This is a genomic window from Indolivaga capnocytophagoides (genome assembly GCF_036511535.1).
Taxonomy (GTDB): Bacteria; Bacteroidota; Bacteroidia; order Bacteroidales; family Dysgonomonadaceae; genus Dysgonomonas_A; species Dysgonomonas_A capnocytophagoides.
Map to the genome: position 1 here is coordinate 1,050,253 of NZ_AP028867.1, position 22,268 is coordinate 1,072,520.

Annotated in this window: 16 protein-coding genes; 7 read left to right on the forward strand and 9 right to left on the reverse strand. The window is 35.6% G+C overall.

The genetic code is table 11. From position 1 onward, the window contains the following. Nucleotides 1-54 precede the first annotated feature (54 nt). The 8 genes from AABJ51_RS04520 to fbp all read right to left on the reverse strand — a co-directional run bounded on the left by AABJ51_RS04520 (nucleotide 55) and on the right by fbp (nucleotide 8,107). Nucleotides 55-846: a class I SAM-dependent methyltransferase gene (locus AABJ51_RS04520; RefSeq protein WP_026625287.1), complete on the reverse strand. Its 792-nt coding sequence runs from the start codon at nucleotides 844-846 to the stop codon at nucleotides 55-57. Then, the gene (locus AABJ51_RS04525; RefSeq protein WP_338374561.1) at nucleotides 843-1,133 is read right to left on the reverse strand and encodes a chorismate mutase; all 291 of its coding nucleotides are present in this window, start codon (nucleotides 1,131-1,133) and stop codon (nucleotides 843-845) included. Before AABJ51_RS04525 ends, AABJ51_RS04520 begins: the two co-directional genes overlap by 4 nt. 4 nt (nucleotides 1,134-1,137) lie before the next feature. Next, nucleotides 1,138-2,136 carry an anthranilate phosphoribosyltransferase gene (gene trpD / locus AABJ51_RS04530; protein ID WP_026625289.1) on the reverse strand — a complete coding sequence of 333 codons (999 nt, stop codon included), beginning with the start codon at nucleotides 2,134-2,136 and terminating at the stop codon, nucleotides 1,138-1,140. 32 nt (nucleotides 2,137-2,168) lie between these two features. After that, complete coding sequence (locus AABJ51_RS04535) at nucleotides 2,169-3,524, reverse strand: TrpB-like pyridoxal phosphate-dependent enzyme (protein ID WP_134435275.1); 1,356 nt, start codon at nucleotides 3,522-3,524, stop codon at nucleotides 2,169-2,171. A 145-nt stretch (nucleotides 3,525-3,669) separates the two neighbouring features. Continuing rightward, nucleotides 3,670-4,236 carry an anthranilate synthase component II gene (locus tag AABJ51_RS04540; protein WP_338374562.1) on the reverse strand — a complete coding sequence of 189 codons (567 nt, stop codon included), beginning with the start codon at nucleotides 4,234-4,236 and terminating at the stop codon, nucleotides 3,670-3,672. A 9-nt stretch (nucleotides 4,237-4,245) separates the two neighbouring features. Next, a complete protein-coding gene (locus AABJ51_RS04545; protein WP_338374563.1) occupies nucleotides 4,246-5,652 on the reverse strand; it encodes an anthranilate synthase component I family protein in 1,407 nt (468 codons plus the stop codon). Beyond that, nucleotides 5,649-6,842, reverse strand: a complete 1,194-nt coding sequence (gene trpB, locus AABJ51_RS04550; protein ID WP_338374564.1) for a tryptophan synthase subunit beta — start codon at nucleotides 6,840-6,842, stop codon at nucleotides 5,649-5,651. The genes AABJ51_RS04545 and trpB overlap by 4 nt, the downstream gene beginning before the upstream one ends. 245 nt (nucleotides 6,843-7,087) lie before the next feature. Beyond that, nucleotides 7,088-8,107, reverse strand: a complete 1,020-nt coding sequence (fbp, locus tag AABJ51_RS04555; protein WP_026625294.1) for a class 1 fructose-bisphosphatase — start codon at nucleotides 8,105-8,107, stop codon at nucleotides 7,088-7,090. Between the two features lie 412 nt (nucleotides 8,108-8,519). On the opposite strand from fbp, the gene AABJ51_RS04560 reads away from it, so the two are divergent. The 4 genes from AABJ51_RS04560 to AABJ51_RS04575 all read left to right on the forward strand — a co-directional run bounded on the left by AABJ51_RS04560 (nucleotide 8,520) and on the right by AABJ51_RS04575 (nucleotide 17,769). After that, nucleotides 8,520-11,663 (forward strand): SusC/RagA family TonB-linked outer membrane protein, encoded by a 3,144-nt coding sequence (locus AABJ51_RS04560; protein WP_434781394.1) that lies wholly within the window; start codon nucleotides 8,520-8,522, stop codon nucleotides 11,661-11,663. A 39-nt stretch (nucleotides 11,664-11,702) separates the two neighbouring features. Beyond that, nucleotides 11,703-13,343 (forward strand): RagB/SusD family nutrient uptake outer membrane protein, encoded by a 1,641-nt coding sequence (locus tag AABJ51_RS04565; RefSeq protein WP_338375938.1) that lies wholly within the window; start codon nucleotides 11,703-11,705, stop codon nucleotides 13,341-13,343. A gap of 96 nt (nucleotides 13,344-13,439) precedes the next feature. Beyond that, nucleotides 13,440-15,389: an alkaline phosphatase gene (locus tag AABJ51_RS04570; protein WP_338374566.1), complete on the forward strand. Its 1,950-nt coding sequence runs from the start codon at nucleotides 13,440-13,442 to the stop codon at nucleotides 15,387-15,389. A gap of 328 nt (nucleotides 15,390-15,717) precedes the next feature. After that, the gene (locus tag AABJ51_RS04575) at nucleotides 15,718-17,769 is read left to right on the forward strand and encodes a sensor histidine kinase (protein WP_338374567.1); all 2,052 of its coding nucleotides are present in this window, start codon (nucleotides 15,718-15,720) and stop codon (nucleotides 17,767-17,769) included. On the opposite strand, the gene AABJ51_RS04580 is transcribed toward AABJ51_RS04575, so the two are convergent. Then, entirely contained in the window at nucleotides 17,738-18,391 is a 654-nt protein-coding gene (locus AABJ51_RS04580) for a response regulator (protein ID WP_338374568.1), read from the reverse strand. The two genes, AABJ51_RS04575 and AABJ51_RS04580, sit on opposite strands and share 32 nt — an antisense overlap. 237 nt (nucleotides 18,392-18,628) lie before the next feature. Between AABJ51_RS04580 and AABJ51_RS04585 the strand changes: the two genes are divergently transcribed. The 3 genes from AABJ51_RS04585 to AABJ51_RS04595 all read left to right on the forward strand — a co-directional run bounded on the left by AABJ51_RS04585 (nucleotide 18,629) and on the right by AABJ51_RS04595 (nucleotide 22,242). Next, nucleotides 18,629-19,507: a penicillin-binding protein activator LpoB gene (locus AABJ51_RS04585; protein ID WP_338374569.1), complete on the forward strand. Its 879-nt coding sequence runs from the start codon at nucleotides 18,629-18,631 to the stop codon at nucleotides 19,505-19,507. 86 nt (nucleotides 19,508-19,593) lie between these two features. Further along, nucleotides 19,594-20,880, forward strand: a complete 1,287-nt coding sequence (locus tag AABJ51_RS04590) for a DUF6175 family protein (RefSeq protein ID WP_338374570.1) — start codon at nucleotides 19,594-19,596, stop codon at nucleotides 20,878-20,880. A gap of 9 nt (nucleotides 20,881-20,889) precedes the next feature. Next, a complete protein-coding gene (locus tag AABJ51_RS04595) occupies nucleotides 20,890-22,242 on the forward strand; it encodes an LPP20 family lipoprotein (protein WP_338374571.1) in 1,353 nt (450 codons plus the stop codon). Nucleotides 22,243-22,268: the final 26 nt, after the last annotated feature.

The following is a 22,268-nucleotide window of genomic DNA, read 5'->3' on the forward strand; positions in this document are numbered from 1 at the left end:
ATTATAACAAGCTTTGGTTGTTTTACTTACCAAAGTAATAAAAGGTCTGAGACCTTATTTCTTTTCACCCAATAACGAATATACCATGGGTATATTATGTTCTAAATGACTTATTCGATATTTACCCTTAGCAAACTCAACTATATTTTTGAAACACGGATAAGGGGAATAATCAAATTCATCAAACTTCTTTATTTCTATCCCTACCCCGATTAAACTATTCAGAACATCACTCAATGGATGATTCCACGATATTTCCGAATAACTTATATCGGCATTCCTATCGGCATAAGTTCCTGCAAATGTCTCTATAATCTCTCCGGTATCAAAATAATCGTATGCTATTTTGCGAAAATCTTCATCAAAGATCCAAACCAATGGATGAAATTCCACAAATACAAACTTTCCATGAGGTTTTAAATAATTTGATATCAGTTGAGCCCAACTGTCCAAATCCGGCAACCAGCCTATAACTCCATAAGATGTAAATACAATATCAAATTTCTGATCAAGTATTTCCGGTAAGTCATAGATATCTGAGCATATAAAATTGACGTCGAAACCAAGCTGTTTAGAAAAGATTCGCGCATTTTCTATTGCTTTTTCAGACAAATCAACAGCAGTTACTTCTGCCCCCATACGTGCCAAAGATATTGAGTCCTGTCCGAAATGACATTGCAGATGCAGTATACTTTTACCATGAACATCTCCAAGCATATCTAATTCGATACTATTCAGAGTATTTCTACCTTTCAAGAAAGAATCATTATCATAAAAGTCAGAATCAATATGAATAGCTGTTTTTATGTTCCAAGCTTGTCTGTTTATTTCCTTATAATTATTCATAATTTTGTTAAAGCTTCTTTTTCCTGTTCAATAAAAGCTCCGATCATTGCTCTATAAACCTTCTCTGCAATATCAGGGTTCAGCTTTTTCGAAACAGCCACATGCCTTACCTTATCAATCACCTCTTGTACTCTTTGAGGGGCTTCCACTTCAGCCTCACTTTTTTTGAATCGAGAGGCTTCTTTCACAAAAAAACTTCTTTCTGATATTAACTGGATGATAACTCTGTCAATCAAGTCGATATTATATCGCACATCATCCAATGAGTTATAACTTTTTGTTTCCATCTTATCAGCTGTTTAATTCAAGAAATTTATGAAATGTATTTTTAAGTCTGCCACTATCAATTGCTTCTGTTGCCTGAGCAATACAATCATCAATAGACAATTCGGGTTTGATAGTTTGAATCGCAAAAGCAGAATTTATTATCACTGCATTTTTTTGAGCTTTCGTAGCAGTATTATTAACAACGTCATCAAATATCGCAGCAGCATCTTCGAGCGTTGCTCCTCCATCAAGATCTGCTTCAGCATATCTGTCAAATCCTAATTCTTCAGGAGTATATATTGTTTCGGTTTGCTTTGTTATAATCTTAAAATCGCCTGTCAATGAAATTTCATCATATCCATCCAGCCCATGTACTATTGCATAATCTACATCGGTTTGCTGATACATATAAAAATACATACGAGCCATTTTCAGGTTAAATACACCCAGCATTTGCTTTTTTGGACAAATTGGATTCACCACAGGCCCTAACATGTTGAAAAACGTTCGTACCCCCAATGCTTTTCTGACAGGGGCAACGACTTTTAAAGCATTATTGAACAATGGTGCATGCAAGTAAGCAATATTTACCTTATCCAAAGATTCTTCGAGTTTCGAAATATCGGTTGTAAATTTTACGCCATGCTGTTCCATTACTGTTGATGCTCCACTTACAGATGTAGCTCCGTAATTTCCATGTTTAGCGACTTTATATCCTGCCGCGGCAACAGTAAAACACGATAATGTCGAAATATTAAATGTATTTTTATTATCACCTCCGGTTCCTACAATATCTATGGGATCATAAGCCCTCAAGGCATCTACATTTGTCCGAAGATCCAACAATGCATCTGTAAAACCCATAAATTCATCAATAGAGATACTTCGCATCAAATATACACTTATAAATGCAGCTATCTGCGATTCATTGTATTCTCCGGCAGCCATGTGGCTAAGGATATCTTTGGCCTCCTGCCTATCCAGATGCTGATGGCTAAACAATCGGTTTAATATTTGCTTCATAACTTTTTAATTTTTAAGCATTAATACATACACTACACTAATTTTTCAAGTGTATCTCTCGATTTTGCTATTTCTTCGTCGGTTAGTTCGTAGTTTTTCATATTTCCACTCAAATACTGATCATAAGCGGCCATATCAATTAAGCCATGTCCCGAAAGATTAAACAATATAGTTTTTTGTACTCCTTCTTCTTTAGCCTTTAATGCTTCTCTGATGGCTACGGCAATAGCATGTGTCGATTCCGGTGCTGGGATAATACCTTCGGTATTCGCAAATAATTTTCCGGCTTCAAACGTTTCAAGCTGCGGAATATCCTGTACTTCAATCAGTCCATCTTTTCTCAATTGACTGACAATAGTTCCTGCTCCATGATATCGAAGTCCTCCTGCATGAATGTCTGCTGGTTGAAAATCATGTCCTAATGTATACATAGGTAAAAGCGGGGTAAGTCCGACTGTATCGCCAAAATCATATTCGAAACGACCTCGTGACAATTTAGGACAACTGGAAGGTTCTGCTGCAATAACCCGAATTTCTTTTCCATCAGTCAATTTATGACGCAAAAAAGGAAAGCCGATACCTGAAAAGTTTGAACCTCCACCGAAACATCCGATAACGATATCAGGATATTCGCCTGCCATATCCATTTGCTTTTCACTTTCGAGTCCGATAACAGTTTGATGCAAAGCAACATGATTCAGCACACTGCCTAATGTATATCTAGCCTCGGGATCCTGTACGGCCATCTCCACAGCTTCGGATATTGCAATACCCAAACTACCTGAGTTATCAGGATCTTTAGCTAGTATGCTGCGTCCGGCATTGGTAGTATTACTGGGTGATGGAATTACATTTGCCCCCCAAGTTTGCATCATCATTCTGCGGTATGGTTTCTGACCGTAGCTAACCTTCACCATATACACATCCAAACCTAAACCGAATACACTTGAAGCAAAACTTAATGCTGCACCCCACTGACCTGCACCGGTTTCGGTTGTGAGCCGTTTTATGCCTTGCATCTTATTGTAGTATGCCTGAGGTAATGCCGAGTTCAGTTTATGTGAGCCGACAGGACTGACTCCTTCGTTCTTAAAGTAAATATGAGCCGGAGTATCTAATGCTTTTTCAAGACCTGTTGCTCTTACCAATGGTGTAGGTCGCCATATCTTGTATAATTCACGCACTTCTTCCGGTATCTCGATCCAACGCTCCTGCGACATTTCTTGCTTGATTAGTTCTTTTGCAAAAACAGGTTCCAAATCTTCTGCCGTTAATACTTGTTTCGTAGCCGGATTTAATGGAGGTAAAGGTTTATTATCCATATCAGCTACAATATTATACCACTTTTCGGGAATTTCGTTTTCACTCAAAAATATCTTTTTGCTCATATTATTTTTTAAGATTATATTTATAGAAAGTAAGGTCTCTGACCTTTTTATTGACTTTGTAAACAGAACACCAACAGTCCGTTATTGCTTTAAAACACATCATTAAATACTTTCTATTACTTATTTTAGTTTAAAAGAAAAAAACTTATTTCGATAAAAAATTTTCCACTATAATTTCTCCTTCAGGCGTTAATACCGATTCGGGATGAAACTGAACTCCATGTACATCATAGATGTTGTGTTTCATTGCCATAATTTGCCCCGATTTATCAACTGCTGTGACTGTAAAACATTCGGGTAAACCTTTAGAGTCAACGATCCATGAATGATAGCGCCCCACTTCTATTTCACTGTCAATATCCGAGAAGATATAATCATCAGCAATAATTTCCACTTTTGTAGAAATTCCATGATAAACATCCTCCAGATTAATCAATGTTCCGCCAAATGCTTCACCTATTGCCTGATGTCCTAAACAGACTCCTAATATCGGCTTTAACGAAGCATATTGTTTTATTAGGGGGAGAAGTAAACCGGCCTCAGAAGGAATACCCGGCCCGGGAGAAAGAATAATTTTATCGTATTTAGCAACGTCAGCCAATTCTATTTTATCATTTCTGAATACATCAACATCTGCATAGCCCAGTTCTTTAACAAGATGTACTAGATTGTATGTAAATGAATCGTAATTGTCGAATATTAATATTTTCATGATGAGATCTTATTTCTTAATGGTTTCAGCGACTTTTACAGCTTTAGCCAATGCTCCTAGTTTATTCTTTACTTCCATAACTTCTGTTTCAGGTGTTGACTTTGCAACAATTCCCCCACCCGCCTGATAATAAAGCGTATTATTTTTACTCATAAATGTTCGGATCGTTATTGCCTGATTTAAATCTCCGTCAAAACCAATATAACCGATGCAACCACCATATACTCCACGCATAGCAGGCTCTATATCTCTGATAAGCTGCATAGCCCTGACTTTTGGAGCACCTGATAATGTTCCTGCAGGAAATGTATCAGCAAATACTTTTATGCTGTCAATACCCTTATCAACAACACCGCTAACCCTCGAAACAAGATGAATGACATGTGAGTAAAACTGTACATTCTTATAAAATTCAACTTTTACGTTATTACAGTTTCTACTCAAATCGTTTCGTGCTAAGTCAACCAACATCACATGTTCGGCATTTTCTTTTTCGTCTTTTAGTAAATTTTCGGATAAAACGCGGTCTTTTTCATCATCTCCTGTTCGAAAATAAGTTCCCGCAATAGGATCTATATACGCTTTACCTTTACTCACCTTACAATGTGTTTCCGGAGAAGATCCGAAGACTCTGAATGAGCCAAAATCGAAGAAAAATAAATAGGGAGAAGGATTGATCGAACGTAAAGCCCTGTATACATTAAATTCGTCTCCTTTAAATTTTTGAGTAAAACACCTTGATAATACTATTTGAAATACATCTCCCCGTTTACAATGAGATATACCCTTGTTTATCATCCCTATATGTTCTTCATCTGTGATATAAGAAGATTCAGAACCAATACATTCAAAATTATATTCTGCAATATTATTATTTAGTAGGACAGCTTCAAGTTCATCAATCTTAGATATTTCCCCGTCTAACAAATTTTCCACAATAGTCAATTCATTTTTTAAGTGATTGATTACTATTATAAAATGATACAGGTTATAATAAAACTCTGGAACATCTGCATTTTCAAGCTTAGTATTTATCGGATCTACATCTTCAAAATAACGAATAGCGTCATAGGATGTATAGCCCATAAATCCATTTAAACCTGTTGAGTTATTTCCTCTCACTTCAAAATTTTTAAGGAACGATTGAAATGCGGATGTCAGTTTTATGGATTCATTCAATTCTTCAATTTCAACTTTTCCACAGGGATATTCTTTAATTATCTGTTCATTCTGAACTTTAAATGAGGCGATGGCCTTCACTCCTATTAAAGAATAACTATTATCATCAGAATGATAGTCTGAACTTTCCAGCAAAGCCGATTCAGGATATATATCTCTTATTTTCAGATAAATTCCTACGGGAGTTTGTAAATCTGCTAATAGTTTTTTGGTTTGTACATTTATTATAGTTCTCATAAAGCCAGATTCTCTTTTATACGTACATAAGTTTCCATATCCTTATCTCCACGCCCCGAAAGGCAAAGCACAATAATATCGTCTTTTTTGAATTGTTTTTGCCCGAAAACGCCCAAAGCATGAGCCGACTCAATAGCAGGAATAATTCCTTCGATGGCAGTCAATTCAAAAGCGGCTTTTATCGCTTCATCATCGGTTACCGCCAGAACTTCAGACCGTCCGATTTTTGCAAGATGGGCATGCATAGGTCCGATACCCGGATAATCGAGTCCGGCCGATATAGAATAAGGTTCTTCTATCTGACCATCTTCCGATTGCATTATCAACGTTTTACTTCCATGTATAATACCCAAACGTCCGAGATGTATAGTCGCAGCAGACTCACCCGAATTAATACCTTTACCGGCAGCTTCAGCTAAAACGATTTTCACATCCGGTTCATCCAGAAAATGATAAATCATACCTGCAGCATTACTTCCTCCTCCAACACAAGCTATCACATAATCGGGAGTCTCACGTCCCTCTTTTTCAAGAAGTTGTTTACGGGTCTCTTCGCTTATTACAGACTGTAAACGAGCTACCATATCAGGATACGGATGCGGCCCTACTGTAGATCCTATAATATAATAGGTATCAGAGGGATTACAACACCAATCTCTGATAGCTTCATTTGTGGCATCTTTCAATGTCATATTTCCACTGGTTACAGGAACAACTTTAGTTCCCAGCATTTCCATTTTCTGAACATTCAACTTTTGACGCTGAACATCTGTTGCACCCATATAAACAATACATTCCATATCCATCAAGGCACATACGGTTGCTGTAGCTACACCATGTTGTCCGGCTCCTGTTTCGGCGATGATACGGGTTTTCCCCATACGTCTGGCCAATAATATCTGACCGATAGTATTATTTATTTTGTGTGCTCCGGTATGATTAAGATCTTCTCTCTTCAGATAGATTTTACATCCGTATTTCTCTGACAACCTTTTGGCCAAGTACAAAGGAGAAGGACGTCCCACATAATCTTTCAACAAATCATGGTATTCTTTCTGAAAAGCTGGGTCATCTAAAACCTGTAAATAAGCATTTTTCAGATCTTCTACATTGTCATAAAGTATTTCGGGGATATAAGCTCCACCGAATTCTCCATAAAAACCATTAGAGTCAACTTTAAAATTTTCCATTTGTATATCTTGTTTTTGTTATTTTCAAAAGTGTTATCAAAGAAAAAGCCCATCGTGAGTACGACGGGCTTGTATTTTAATTTATTTTCATTCTATAAATACACAAGGATTCTGACTCACGACTGTTTAAGTTGTAAGCGCCACCACCAATATGTATTTGTCAATTGAAAATTCATTTCTGCTTCATTTTGATAGATGCAAAGTTATAAAATTTTTAGAATGGACAAATAATTATCCTGCTTTTTTCATTTTTTTTCGTCAGACTTTGCTATAAACTCTTCGACCTTCTTTACCATATTCTTACTTCCGCAGTAAAATGGTGTTCTTTCGTGCAATTCAGTCGGTTTCATTTCCAATATACGGGTACGTCCGTTAGAAGCATATCCTCCCGCCTGTTCTGTTATGAAAGCCATCGGATTACATTCATAAAGCAAACGAAGCTTACCTTTGGGAGTTTTAAATGTCGAAGGATACATATAAACACCACCTCTCATAAGGTTACGGTGACAGTCCGAAACAAGACTTCCGATATAACGGGATGTGTACGGACGGTTATCTTTCTCTTCCTGACAGTATTTAATATAATCTTTTACCCCTTGAGGAAAATGTACATAATTTCCTTCATTCACCGAATATACGTTTCCATCCTCAGGACATTTCATATTGGGATGCGACAGATAAAAACTACCGATTGCCTGGTTGAGTGTAAAACCGCTTACGCCCTTACCTGTTGTATACACAATCATGGTAGATGTACCATATAGAATATAGCCGGCAGCAACTTGTTTTACTCCGGGTTGAAGAAAATCTTCCATCGTAACAGGTGTACCAACCGGAGATATGCGTCTGTACACAGAAAATATAGTACCGACCGATACATTCACATCAATATTTGAAGATCCATCCAAAGGATCCATCAATACTACATACTTGTTGTTATGGGCTTCGTCAAGACCTTCAATGGTGATAAAGTTGTCATTTTCTTCAGAAGCAATACCACAAACAATTTCTCTGTTGACAAGTGTTTCCACAAATACATTATGAGCATACAAGTCTAACTTCTGCTGATCCTCGCCCTGTACATTAGTAGTCCCCACTGAACCAATAATATCTATTAAACCGGCTTTACGAATTTTATAGCTCACAACCCGTGCAGCTAATAAGATCGAGTTTAATAGTCTGGATAATTCGCCTGTAGAATATTGAAAGTCGTCTTGCCTTTCAATAATAAATTCATCCAATGTCTTTCTTGTGTTTTTCTTCATAACTAAACGCAATTAAATAATTTCTTTTAAATATTCGAACATCAGCATACTTGATCTTCTACTTTGATATTAATTATATTAACGCACTTTTTAAATGAATGTTTTGAAAGAACTATTATTTTGTCAAAAAAGAAGAAGATTATTTATTTAAGAATATTCGAATTTAAACATTATGATAAAAATAGGTCTCCAATTTCTTGTAAACCTAATTATTGGATAAGGCCGATTATCTTGGACAGACAAATAATTAGTCCTCGGTGAAGCTGTCCGCTCCCAAAACCAGTTATTTAAGGAAAATCAACTCCGTATTTTCTTAATCCTTTCTTATCTGTTTCTTCTTTTCCACTTAGTCTTCCTGCAAGAACACGCTTCTACATTTGCAATGTCAATTTTTGCAATAAATTCTAATAAAATCAAAAAAATGAAGATTGTCTTACAATGTATCGTTTTTACCTTACTGTTTTTTTTTCCTTGTTTCGCATGGGGACAAGATTTGAAAGTTACGGGAAAGGTAGTCTCGAATGGTGCTCCTCTGGCTGGAGTAAGTGTTATTATTAACGGAACATCCGATGGAACTTTCACTGATATTGATGGAACATATAGCCTCCATGTTCCCAATACAAAATCTGTCATCCGTTATTCTTTTTTAGGTTATCAAACAGAACAGCGCACAGCAATATCCAATGTTATAAATGTAGATCTCAAAGAAGACGCATTGATGATGGGAGAAGTCGTTGTTTTGGGTTATGGAAGTAATTCACGCAAACAGGACTTATCTGCATCAGTCGGTATTATTGATAATGCAGATCAATTATCCTTGCGTCCAGTGACATCTACCGAAGCAATGCTTCAGGGACAACTTGCAGGTGTTAGTGTAAGTGCAAATGGCGGAGATCCGACTTCTACTCCCTCTATTGTTATTCGCGGGCAAGGTTCTCAAAATGGCGATAATGTACTATGGGTTGTTGATGGAATTCCCGGTGCTCCAATCGCATCAATGAATGACATTGAATCAATGGTAGTTTTGAAAGATGCGGCATCAGCGGCTATTTATGGTGCTCAGTCGGGAGCCGGAGGTGTTATACTTGTTACCACAAAAAAAGCGAAGAAAGGCGAACCTTCTCTTTCTTACGATGGAATATATGGAATACGAAAGGCGACTAATTTACCCCAATCCCTGACTGCTGAGCAACAGATAGAGATGCGTGCTCTATCTTATGGAAATGCAGGATTGAGCTTGCCTTCAGGATGGGATACAAGCCTCAATCCATGGATTGCAACAACACGTACAGACTGGATGAATACAATTTTCCGTACTGCAGCTTATCAACGTCATAATGTTGCGCTTAATGTTGGAACTGATAGTTTTTCGCATCGTATTTCTTTCTCTTATAACGATGATCAGGGAACACTGATCAATACATTTAATAAGTCTGTAAACCTTCGATACAACAGTAGTATACAACTCAATAAATGGGTTAAAATAACTGAAGATTTGATCTGGGAAAACAATAGTAATAGAGGTACAAATACTTCCAGTGCTTATTCCGGAGTTATTTTATCGGCTCTTTATATGCCTCGCAGTGCGACAGTGTACAACCCTCTTGATGACTCTTATGGTGGTACTACTACCGAAGATCCTGATTATATCTCTAAATATGGTTCGAATTTCTCTGATATTCATGGAGATGTAATTAATCCTGTGCGTACACTTAAAGCTGATAATAATTATAATAAAACAAATAATATATGGAGTACTACAGCTTTGGAGGTAGGAAACTTTATTTCCGGATTAAAATTCACAAGTCGGTTTACATATAATCTGGCTAGCAATTATTATAAAAACTTTTCGCCTATACGGGATGAGGTAGGAAAACCAGATACGTCTAATAGTTTAAATGAATCGACTTACCGAACAGACAGATGGAAAACAGAAAATTCGTTGACCTATGACAATATTTTCGGGAAACATAGCCTGAGTGCTTTATTATCTACGACCGCAGATCATTACGAACAACGAGGATTTAGTGTAACAGGGACAACCTTTGCTGATGAGTCAGAATATTTGCAATATCTCGCTTATGCGGGATCGACTTCTGCTCAAGATTATCTTACAGGACCGGATGCCAATGTATCGCTTATTTCCCGTGTAGGGTATTCCTTTGACGACAGGTATTTCATGACAGCTTCATGGCGTCGGGATTATGCAGGAAGACTGCCTAAAGATAACAATTCGGGTGATTTTCCGGCGGTTACCGCAGCTTGGAAAATATCTAATGAAAAGTTTTTCAAGAAAAATGGATTTATTGATTTTCTGAAGTTGCGTGCTTCATGGGGACGTGTTGGCAATCTAAGCTCTATCGGATATAATTACAAATCCCCAACTCTGAACAAAATCGAAAATCCGGGTAACGAATCAGGGCAATATGGAGTAATTGCCGGAAAAAAATGGGGCACTGCAATCTATAACTATATTGCACTTAATCCTAATTTGACATGGGAAACGTCAGAGCAGACCGATTTTGGCCTTGATATGGAATTATTTAAAAATCGACTGTCATTGTCTTTTGATTATTTTGAAAAACGAACTTTTAATTTAATTCAAAAACAAACAATGAATTGGCCATCAACGATTGGGCTCGATGCAATGCTTGTTAATCAGGGTGAAGTACGTAACCGAGGATTTGAGGTGCAGGCAAATTGGTCGGATCGAATCAATAAAGATTTGTCTTATTCTATTTCGGGTAATTTCTCTACGCTAAAAAATTGGGTCTCGGATATAGGGGTTAAAAATTCAGATGGAACTCCCGGTGTATGGACCGGTGACGGCTCTTTCAGAAACCTCCCATATATGTATCAGACAGCACAAGGACAACCTCTTAATTCATATTACCTTATTCGTACGGATGGTATCTTCCAGAGCGATGCTGAGGCTGCATCTTATATTGACAAAGATGGCAAAAGAATTCAACCGAATGCTGTTGCCGGAGACCTAAAATTTGTAGATTATAATGATGATGGAAAAATTGATGATCAAGATCGCCAATATTGTGGTAGCGCTACTCCAAAAACAACTTTTGCATTCACTTTAGGTTTGAATTATAAGAAATTCTCTCTTAGTGCGATGTTTCAGGGTGTGGGAGGTGCTCAATCTCTGTATGTGGGAAAATATATGACACTAAGTGATGTTGAAGGAAATTTTAATCGCTCTAACGAAATATTAAATGCATGGAGCCCTACCAACATATCTTCAGATATTCCTCGTTTGTCAAAATCAGATCCTAATGGAAATTTTGCAACTCCTTCCGACTGGTATTTGGAAGATGCATCATTTGTTCGTTTTAAGAATTTAACTGTGTCTTATGATTTGACCGATCTGCTACGTAAAAGTGATTATCTGAGTAAGCGTAACAGTAGTATGTCTGTTTATTTCAGTGGAGAGAATCTATACACTTTTACTAATTATTCCGGAATCGATCCAGAGAATGGCGGATGGGATGGATTAAAATATCCTGTATCCAGAGTTCTTTCTTTTGGTATTAAATTGACTTATTAATAAAGTGCAAGTTCGAATTATAATTAATTACAAATGAAAATGAAGACCAATAAATATATATGTATATCCATTCTGTTGGCTTTGATATTTAGCTCATGCAGTGACTTTCTAGATGTCCAATCGGAAGGAAATGCGACAACAACATCCTATTTTGTAAATGACCAACAGGCTATAGATGCTATTACCGCTCTTTACAAACCTCTTCACTCCGAATCGTCCTTCGGTCGCAATTTGTATTGGGAACAAGGAGCTGCCTGTGATGTGGTTTGGGGCCGTACACGCAGTTTCAACACCCTTGCAACATTTGCTTATACTGGAGATGAAAGCCCTCTTACCGAAAATTTCAATCTTTTTTACGGGATTATGGCTCGGGCTAATTGGGTAATTCAACAGCTTTTAATAAAGCAAAAATCGGGGAGCCTGAGTAATATTGAATCTCGAAGTTTAGGAGAGGCTTACTTTATGCGTGGTATGTCTCATTTTATTATTGCTTACCGATATGGAACAAATAAACAAGGAGTACCATTTGTCCGTTATGAAGATTATTCCGGAAATTATGATTATTCTATTCCAACTCAGCAATCGTCTGTTGTAGATAATTATAAATATATCATCGAAGATATGGATAATGCTATTAGCCATTTACCGAAATTTGAAGAGTATGATTCCGATAATCAAGGGCGTGCTCATCAGGCAGCAGCCGTTGCTTATAAGGCTAAAGTATATGCTTATTGGGCTACATGGGATGCCAGCCAATGGAGTAATGTTATTTCTATGATAAATTCACTTGAAACAGACTATGGCCGTGGACTTTCTTCTACTTATAGTGAAATCTTCTCATCGAATTATGACAACTTTTTTAATAAAGAATATATATGGTCTATACCTTCCGACGGAGGAGCAAATGGAGGAGGTAGCGAATTTCCGGGCGTTCTTCTCGAAAACAAAGGATGGGGTTTTTATAATGGCTGGGGGCAATTTAAACCGTCATTCGATATATATGAAGAAATGGTAAAAGACGGAGCAGGAAATGATCGTCTTAAAAAATCTATTCTGGAATATAATCAAGAATTTCAATTCTGGGGACAAACAAGAAAATTCTATTCATCTTCTGATATTGAAGCCGGATTTATGGTCAATAAATACATGGATCCATTCAAATATGCCAATGCCGATCAGGCCGGATATGTTAATACCAGTGGTGATTGGCCTACTGCACGTCTGAATTTTCCTATTATAAGGTTTGCTGAAATGTTACTTTTTCGAGCCGAAGCATATCTGATGACTGGTCAAACAGAAAAAGCTAAAACAGATCTGAATAGAATAAGAAAACGATCTAACCTACAAGAATTAGATCATGCTGCAACGATGGAAGATTTATACCACGAACGTCGTTGTGAATTGGCTTTTGAATTTACAGATCATCTTTTTGATTTGAAACGATGGAACCGTTCTTCCAATGAAACAATTAAATCTTTAGCCAATAAGGAATTGAATGCCCACCCGCGGATTCGTAAATATTCTAATCGTTCGAATCCAGAATCTACATATGTCATCAGTGATTATGAAGATTATAAAAATAAGTTGACATATCAAGATTATATGATGGTATTTCCTTATCCATCAGAACAGATTACAAAATCAAACGGAAAATTAATTCAGAATGAAGGTTATAACTAGTTTTAACTTCATACTACTATAACATATTTATCTTGGTAGACTTTACTTTCGATAAAAGACCGAAAGTAAAGTCTGCTATTTAGTAAAAAACACATTATGATGAAAATAAAAGAATATCTTTTCTCTCAATGTATTGTAGTCCTATTATTTATTTTCACCCCATCCATGGCTCAATATCCTGTAAAAATTCACTCTCACAACGATTATGCTCGTATAATGCCATTCTATGAAGCTTATTCGCAAAAAATTTACTCACTTGAAGTTGATATGTTTTACCGGAATGGAGATTTTTTTGTAGGCCATGATGAAATTGATCTAACACCTGATAAAACCTTCAGTTCAATGTACTTGCAGCCATTAGTTTCATTGTATAAGATAAATGGAGGAAAAGCATGGGCAAATAGTAATAATCCTATACAATTGATGATCGAAATTAAATCGACGGATACAGAATCTTTTATGGGAGCTTTGGTTAAAATACTTGAAGCTTATCCGGAGGTTTTTAATCCCGAGAAAAATCCGAATGCTGTAAAGATCGTTATTACAGGTGCAATACCCGAACCCGAAGAATTCGATAATTATCCTTACTATATCCAATTTGATGGAGACTTAACAAAGAATTACACACACGATCAGTTGAAGAGAATTGCAGTATTTAGTGCAAACTTTGCTGATTTTTCAGATTGGAATGGAAAAGGTTCCCTTATAAAAAAACATAAGATTAATGTTTTAGGTGCAATTGAAAAGGCTCATCAGCATGAAAAACCAATGCGCTTTTGGGGAGCACCAGATGGTATGACAGCTTGGAACACGCTTTTCTGGTTGGGGGCAGATTATATTAATACAGACAAAGTAGAACGGTGTAGCGACTTTTTCAGTAATTGGGATAGTAAGAATTATGGTATTAATGGCAAAGAACATAGCGATGCTTCTAAAATTATAAAAACGGATCGTCTGGATAAAACAACTCACAATTTTAAAGGATTTAGTAATGATAAAATTCAACTCTCAGATAATATAGAGGTTTATCAACCGTCTTATAAGAATGATGGAGAGAATCGACCTGTAAAAAATGTGATATTTCTTATAGGCGATGGAATGGGATTAGCCCAAATCACTGCAGCAGATAGGATTAACAATGGTTTATCTATATTAATGATGAAGTATCTAGGTCTGATAAATACATCATCCAAAGATGCTTTTACAACAGACTCTGCCGGTGCAGGCAGTGCATTTGCAACAGGAAAATCTAATTCTAATCGACACATAAGCATCAGTGATGATGGAATCCCATATCCATTATTGACTGATTTTTTTGTTGATAAAGGTAAATCTTGTGGAGTAGTTACTCTCGGTAATATAGCCGATGCAACACCTGCTGCTTTCTATGGGCACAATACCGAAAGAGACAACTCTGATGCTTTGACTCGATATCTGCTTGATGAGAAACTAACATTGCTTGCAGGTAGCGGTATAGATGTATTTACTCAGCGAAAAGACAATTTTGATATTGTAAATGCATTGAAAGCAAAAGGCTATACATTTACAAATGATGTAGAACAGATAAACGATATTGCAGATAAAGAAATTTGTATTGATGAAACAATGGGGAAGGCTGCTGATACTGAAAATATTGATTTATTGGCCCGTGCCACGAAACATTCTATTGAGAAATTACATAGAAATAACCCGAAAGGTTTTTTCCTTATGGTAGAAGGTGCTAAAATTGATTATGCTGGTCATGCAAAGTATTTTCCCGGATCCATTTTGGAGACTTTAAGTTTTGATAAGGCTGTAGGAGAAGCTTTAAAGTTTGCTGATCAAAATGGTGAAACATTAGTTATTGTCACAGGAGATCATGAAACCGGAGGGCTTACATTAATAGATGGAGATCTAGCTACCCGGCATATTACAGCTTATTATGTAACGGATGATCACACTCCGATAATGATACCTGTATTTGCATATGGGCCACAGTCGGATAAATTTATAGGAAAATATATGAATTATGAAATACATCAAAAGATACAATCCATTATAAAATAAAAGCTATAATTGAATTTAATGAAATGGAAAAGTTGATTTCTTAACAAAATAACAGCAACCGATAAAATATCGGTTGCTGAAAATGGAGATTAGAAATACCCAATATATCATTGTTGCTGTTTAATTAAAAAATTAGGGAATGAGCTTAATTCTAAATCTAAACGAAGTCCAATTGGGTCGAAGGAGTATTGTTTCAGTATAACAATATTGATTTTAAAGGTTCACAGATTGACCGAAAACTTAGCTTTGGAAAATGGCATACCATAAAACAGGATAAAAGACTTATATTTGCTAATAAACTTTCTACTTAACAGAAACAACAGATTCTATGAAAAAAACTAACATTGTATTTATAGCTTTGTTCTCTATCTTACCAATTGTGTATGGTGCAAATTACAAATCTAACACATTCTTTCAAAGTATAAATATGTCGTATGACTCTATTATTATACACTTACATAAACCTGATATTTCGCTCGATGACAAATATCTTTTTGTTAGAGAAATAGAGGAAACATCTCCGGCAAATGATATTATAAATATATATAATATAGTTTTGGCTCAATCAAAAAAACAAGATCACGTAAAATATATAAGTTCTCTCTATTGTGCAATAGCAAATTGTTATATGTTAACAAAGGATGATCTGGAAAAAGCTAAAACATATCTAGATTCAGCTTTTATGCTCGAAAAGAAAAATAAAGATACAGCATCGCTGGCATTAATGAATTTCATGATGTCAAGATATTATTCCATCAAAAAAGATGAAGCTCAATCGCATAAATATCTGTATAAAACGATTGATTATTTCGAAAAAATGGAAGGCAAGAAAAGTACTGCTATACTACTATTGTATAACCTGTCAGAAGCATATTATAAACACAATGATACTATCAGCTTGAAGAAAACTAAAGACAGGATGGATATGCTATCAAGAGAAGTGAAAGAAGATTTTAGCTATTTATACACATACAATGTTGCTAATAGTTATTACAGTTTATTATATAAAGGCTCGCAAAAAAAAGTATATTTAGACTCTATCACACAGTTAAACAATAAGGTCATGAAAATATATGACGCTAATGACGATGCAAAAAAACTATTGATGATAGGTCTGGTATGCCAAGATATACTAAATACGGCAGAGTCTATGACGTATGCACCTAAACCAAACTGGATACAGATAAATAGGCTTTTGGATAAAATAGATACAATGGGAGCTGTACCTTATCTGGGATTAAATGAGAATAGGTTGAATTATTTCCGGATAAGGGCTAAGGCACTTTTCGAAAATGGAGAATTAGATGAAGCCCTTATCAATGCAAATATGGCTTTAGATATCATGAATAACGAAATGGGTGCCAAAGACCCGCATATCATGCTATCGGTATACGCTGTTCTTTTGGATATTTATGAGCATAAGGGTAACTATAAAAAAGCACTGGAATTTTCGAAACTAAGCAACGAAGTCAGAGTCGAAATCAACGAACTTAACAAATATAAGATAATTAAAGATCTGGAAAGTAAATACGAAACCACAAAAAAGGAATTACAAATAAGCCAACTCAACGAAGAAAAACAAGAGACTCATTTCAGAGCAATAATTATGATAGCCTGCTTTATCATAATAGCGATACTACTAATTATAGCTCTGTTATATAATAGAAACAGACGTCTAAAAAAAGAGAAAGAAGCAACTGTTATGGCTAGACAGATAGAAGAAAAAGAGACACAGTACCAATCTTTATTAAAAGATACAGAATTGAAACAAATACACCAATACCTGAAAGGATTAGAATCGGAACGTACTCGACTAGCTAAAGAACTTCATGATAATGTCTCTAATGAATTGGTTGCCATAAAAATGCAAATTGAAAATAAGGCAGATTCTATCCAAACCATCGATTCGCTCAGAGAACTGCACGATAAAGTGCGTAATATATCTCACGATCTAATTCCACCTGTATTTCAATATGCAACTCTTCCTGAGATCCTTACAGATCATATTTATTCACTAAACTCATTATCAAAAACCACATTCACTCTGAGTATTAACGACGAAGACATAGTGTCTCAGATACCTCAAGAAACTGCTTTAGAAATATACAGAGTAGTACAAGAAGCATCAGGTAACATCCTAAAATATGCAGATGCGGAAAACGCATCTATTTCACTCGATATTGACGGATCTAATATAATATTAAACATTAAAGATAACGGAAATGGATTTGATCCAAACAGCAAGAAAACAAGTGTTGGTTTAAATATAATAAAGAATAGAGCCTTAAGCCTCAACGGAACATTTACCATCGAATCGGAAATAGGTAAAGGATGCAAGATAAGCCTAACTATTCCACATCAACAATGCGCAGTAGAATAACCTTGGCTACAAGGTCAGCGACGTTACGTGCATCTAGTTTGAGCAATATATTTTTCCGATGAAAATTTACATCATGAATAGAACGGGATATCTTTTCGGCAATTTCAGACGATTGATATCCCTTTACAATATATTTCAGAACCACAACCTCCATATCTGTAAGGTTACTTTTTTTTCTGCGTTTACGTAATAAATCTTTATATATACGGTTATTTTCTTTAAGGTGCGCAAATCTAGGACATAAGTAAGTTCCGTCATCTAGTACAATCCTCACAGCTTCTAACAGATTATCTTTCGCTCCACTTTTCAGAACTATTGCACTTACTTCTGCTTCGAGCAATCTATTTACAGTCCATATTTCATCATGCATTGTATAAACTATGATACGGGCATTTATATCTTGACTTTTTATTTCTGTAATAAGGTCAAAACCATTCATCTTACCAAACTCCAAATCAACAATGTATAAGTCGAAAATATGAGTATCGATTTTCGAAATCGCATTTTGAGGATCTGTACAAGAAACAATATCGACATTCTGGAATTCTTCTTGAAGAATATTTCCTACTCCCGAAACAATGATCTCATGATCATCAACTACTAATATGCGATGTCCTTCCATAGTATCTATCCCCTAGTTTATGTATTAAAATATCTTGATTTTTAATTAACACAAAGATAATAAGGTTAGCGAAAACAAAAACTACCACAAATGGTAGTAAGACATAATATTTATATTCTGAAATTTGTATTGTCTTAAAATACATGCACAAGAGTAATAATATAGCAGACGCAATACTTAAAAACACGTAAAATAACATTATAACATATATTATATAACACATTAAATCAAAAAGTCATGTTTATCAGAAAAGTATTATCCTTAGTCATCCTGTTACTAATATCAGCGAGTCTAATACAAGCACAATCCACAGGTAAGAAAATTGTTTACATTGAGAATTTCAGTCATACAAATAAGATAGGAAACTCGTATGTAGAAAGTTTACGAAACAAGGTCATCGAGGGACTAGTCGCTACAGATCGAATAACCGTAAAAGATGTGAATTCCGAAGCATCTTTAAAAAATGAAGCAGCCAAACAAACCGAAGATGCATCGAATGTAGATGAATCGACATTAGTTGTTATGAGAAACCTTCAGGCTAATTTTCTGATACAAGGACACGTTACCACACTCGAAGCCATAAAGGTGACCGATAATAATGGTAAGATTTCATACAAAGGATCTATTGTATTCACTTTAAAAATAATAGATATAGCAAACGGAACTTTGAAAGGAGCTGAAAACTACACATATTCGGGCTCCGGATCGGGACTTTTAGCTACAGGCACGGGAGACACACCCGATAAAGCAATAGCAAATACAATGTCTTCGGCAGGAACTGATATGGTGAAGCTGGTAAACGAATATTTTGCTATAGAAGGAGCTATACTTGAGGTGAATGCCGAGAATAAAGGCAAAATAACCGAGGTGTATGTAGATCTGGGTGAAATACATGGCATGCAGAAAAAACAAAAATTTGACGTATATGTAGAACGCCAGATTGCAGGCCGAGTATCGATGAAAAAAATTGGAGAATTAGAAATCGATGCAGTCGAAGGTGACGATATCTCGCTTTGTAAAGTGAAAAAAGGAGGAGAAGAGATAAAAACGGCTATGGGAGAAGGACAAAAAATAATAGTAAAAACAGTATACCGAACAGGAATTTTAGGGTTCTAATATATTCACAGATACTTATTGGCATGATTTCTTTCATGCCAATAAGTATCAAATTTATGATTAATCGCTATTAACACAGTATTACTATGGTTACCCCAAAACTCTTAAATATCACTATAACTCTAATACTATTATTGGTAGGTATTCAAATCTCGGCTCAAGATTATAGCAATGATGCTTTACTTGTTCAGCAGAAAAAGACCAGTGCAGTTATTAAATCAACCGGAATACACTCCAAGAAAAAAGAAGCTAATCTGATGGCATTAAAATCCGCATTCAATACTTATTTTATTTATGGCATCGATGGGCTGAATGAGGGCAAACCTCTTTTGACAGAAGAAGAGATAAGTGCTTCTACGGATTATCTTAATCGTTTCTTTGATGATAAGAGCATGAAATTTCTATCGTTCATCTCTAATTATCAAGAAGATAAAGATCCTGAAAAGCTACCCAATAAAATGTATAAGGCCAATGTGACAATGGAAATATACACAAATGCCTTAAACAAAGATTTATTGCGGAATAATATACGTAAGAAAACAGCTGAAATACAAAACGAAGTATATCAGCCCACAATAATGGTAGTACCATACAAACAAGGTGATAACAGTTATCGTAAAATCCTAAGAGAAACTCAATATGTAGACTATCGTACAGCAATAGCACGTGTTCAGGATGCTTTTATTAAGAAAGGATACAACATTAAAGATGTTATGGCCGTACTTGAAGCTACTGAAAAAAGCATGCAATTCGAATCAAATACCTCTGTATCATCATTCGACAGTCATCTTATAAACAATTCGGGAGCCGATGTATACGTTACTGTCGATGCCGGATATAATACCAATAACGAAGGATCATTAGGTAGTATAGCCCTTGTTGCATACGAAAGAGCATCAGGTCGTCTTTTGGGTTCGAAAAACGCAATCACCAAACGGTATCAGAAAGCGGTGTATGCCGACTTGTATCGTATCGCAATTGCAATGATTGTTGATGACTTTCTGAAAGATATGACACTTGCATATGCAAAAAAAGCAGATCAGGGGAACACATTTGTTTTAAGAGTTTCGACAGGAAACAATAGTACAACAGATTTAGATAGCAATGTACCGTCATTAAATGTACCTCTGTCTGATGCAATGCGTCTGTGGTTGCGTAAAAATGCTTTAAACGGACGCTTTCATACACAGGGAGCTACACGAGATCTCATTATCTTCGATGAAATACAAGTACCGAGCAAAGCTGCTGAAGGATATTTTCTCGAAGCAAATGATTTTGCACTCGAAATATACTCTTATTTAAGGAACGAGCTTAATATTAGTTGCGATAAACGTGTAGATGGCAGTACTATATATATAAACATAAACGAATAAGCATTCCTTATGAAATATCTATTCTTCTTATTACTTTTTTGCAGTACACTCTATTGCGCAGGTGCCGATAAAAAAGATTGGGTAAAAAATCGCCCTATAGATAAGCTTACATATATAGGTATTGGCTTTTGTTCAAAATTAGATCCCTTATATTTACAAAAGGCTAAACAACATGCTCTTAGTGATCTTGTTTCGGAAATAAAAGTCGAAATACAGACTCATTCACTATTACAGACACTGGAAAAAGACAGCGAATTTTCGTCTTATCTGTCACAAAATATACAGATAAGTACACAAGAAGCGTTAGAACAATTCGAACTTACTGACACTTGGGAAAATGACAATGAATACTGGGTGTACTACCGGCTGAGTAAGCTCGATTACGAAGATATAATGGCTCGAAGAAAAGCTAAGGCTGCACGTGATGGATATACATTTTGGGTAAAAGGAAATGAAGCCTTAAATAATGGAAATTTATTTTCGTCTATCGATATGTATACTAAGGGATTGGATGCCATACAGCCTTGTGCTAATGAAGAGTTGAAATACGAGCATCTGGGAAATAATATAAATATTGCTGTAGAGTTATATAATTCCATCAATCAGATATTCAACAATATATCAATCTCAGCAAATCCGAAGATAATACAAAAAACCTCGTTCAAAGTATCGAATGACGTTATCAGCTTTTTGGTAACCAAGAATAATATTCCACTAAAGAATATTAAGCTTAAAGTTAGTTTTGTTAAGGGGAACGGATTACTATCCGGTAATCATATAACAAATAACAATGGCATTGCCGAAACATCTATACAAAATATTACTTCGAATGCTTCTATTCAAGAGGTTGTTTCGACAATAGATCCTATGCAATTCTCTATCTATACCGAGAACCCTTATTGCAAAAATGCATTAAATATATTCAGAAAAGCAAGTCCTCACTCGTTTGTAACAATCGAGATAGAAAAGACTATGAATAAAGCATATATAAGCTATAGTGGCCGCAATAATGAAACTTTAAGCAAATCAATCAGGAATTTGCTTACTAACAATTATTTTGATATAGTCGAAACCGAAGATGAGGCTAATATTCTGATTATTATCAAGAGCTCAATTAAACGAGGCGAAAAAGTGAAAGGTGAAATGTACGACTTTATCGAATATTTTACTAATGTAGATATTAAAATTGTAAATACTGCTAACTCTCAGGTTTTACTCAATTATACAGTAAGCAATGATCGCAGCTTGTCTCCTATATCAGCAACCGAACGAACAGCAGAGAATTCTGCTATAAGGGAGGTGCAAAGACGAATAAATAAAGAGTTAAAAAAAGAACTTGATAAATTAACCATTACACAATAATCTTGAATATTACAATATAAAAAACA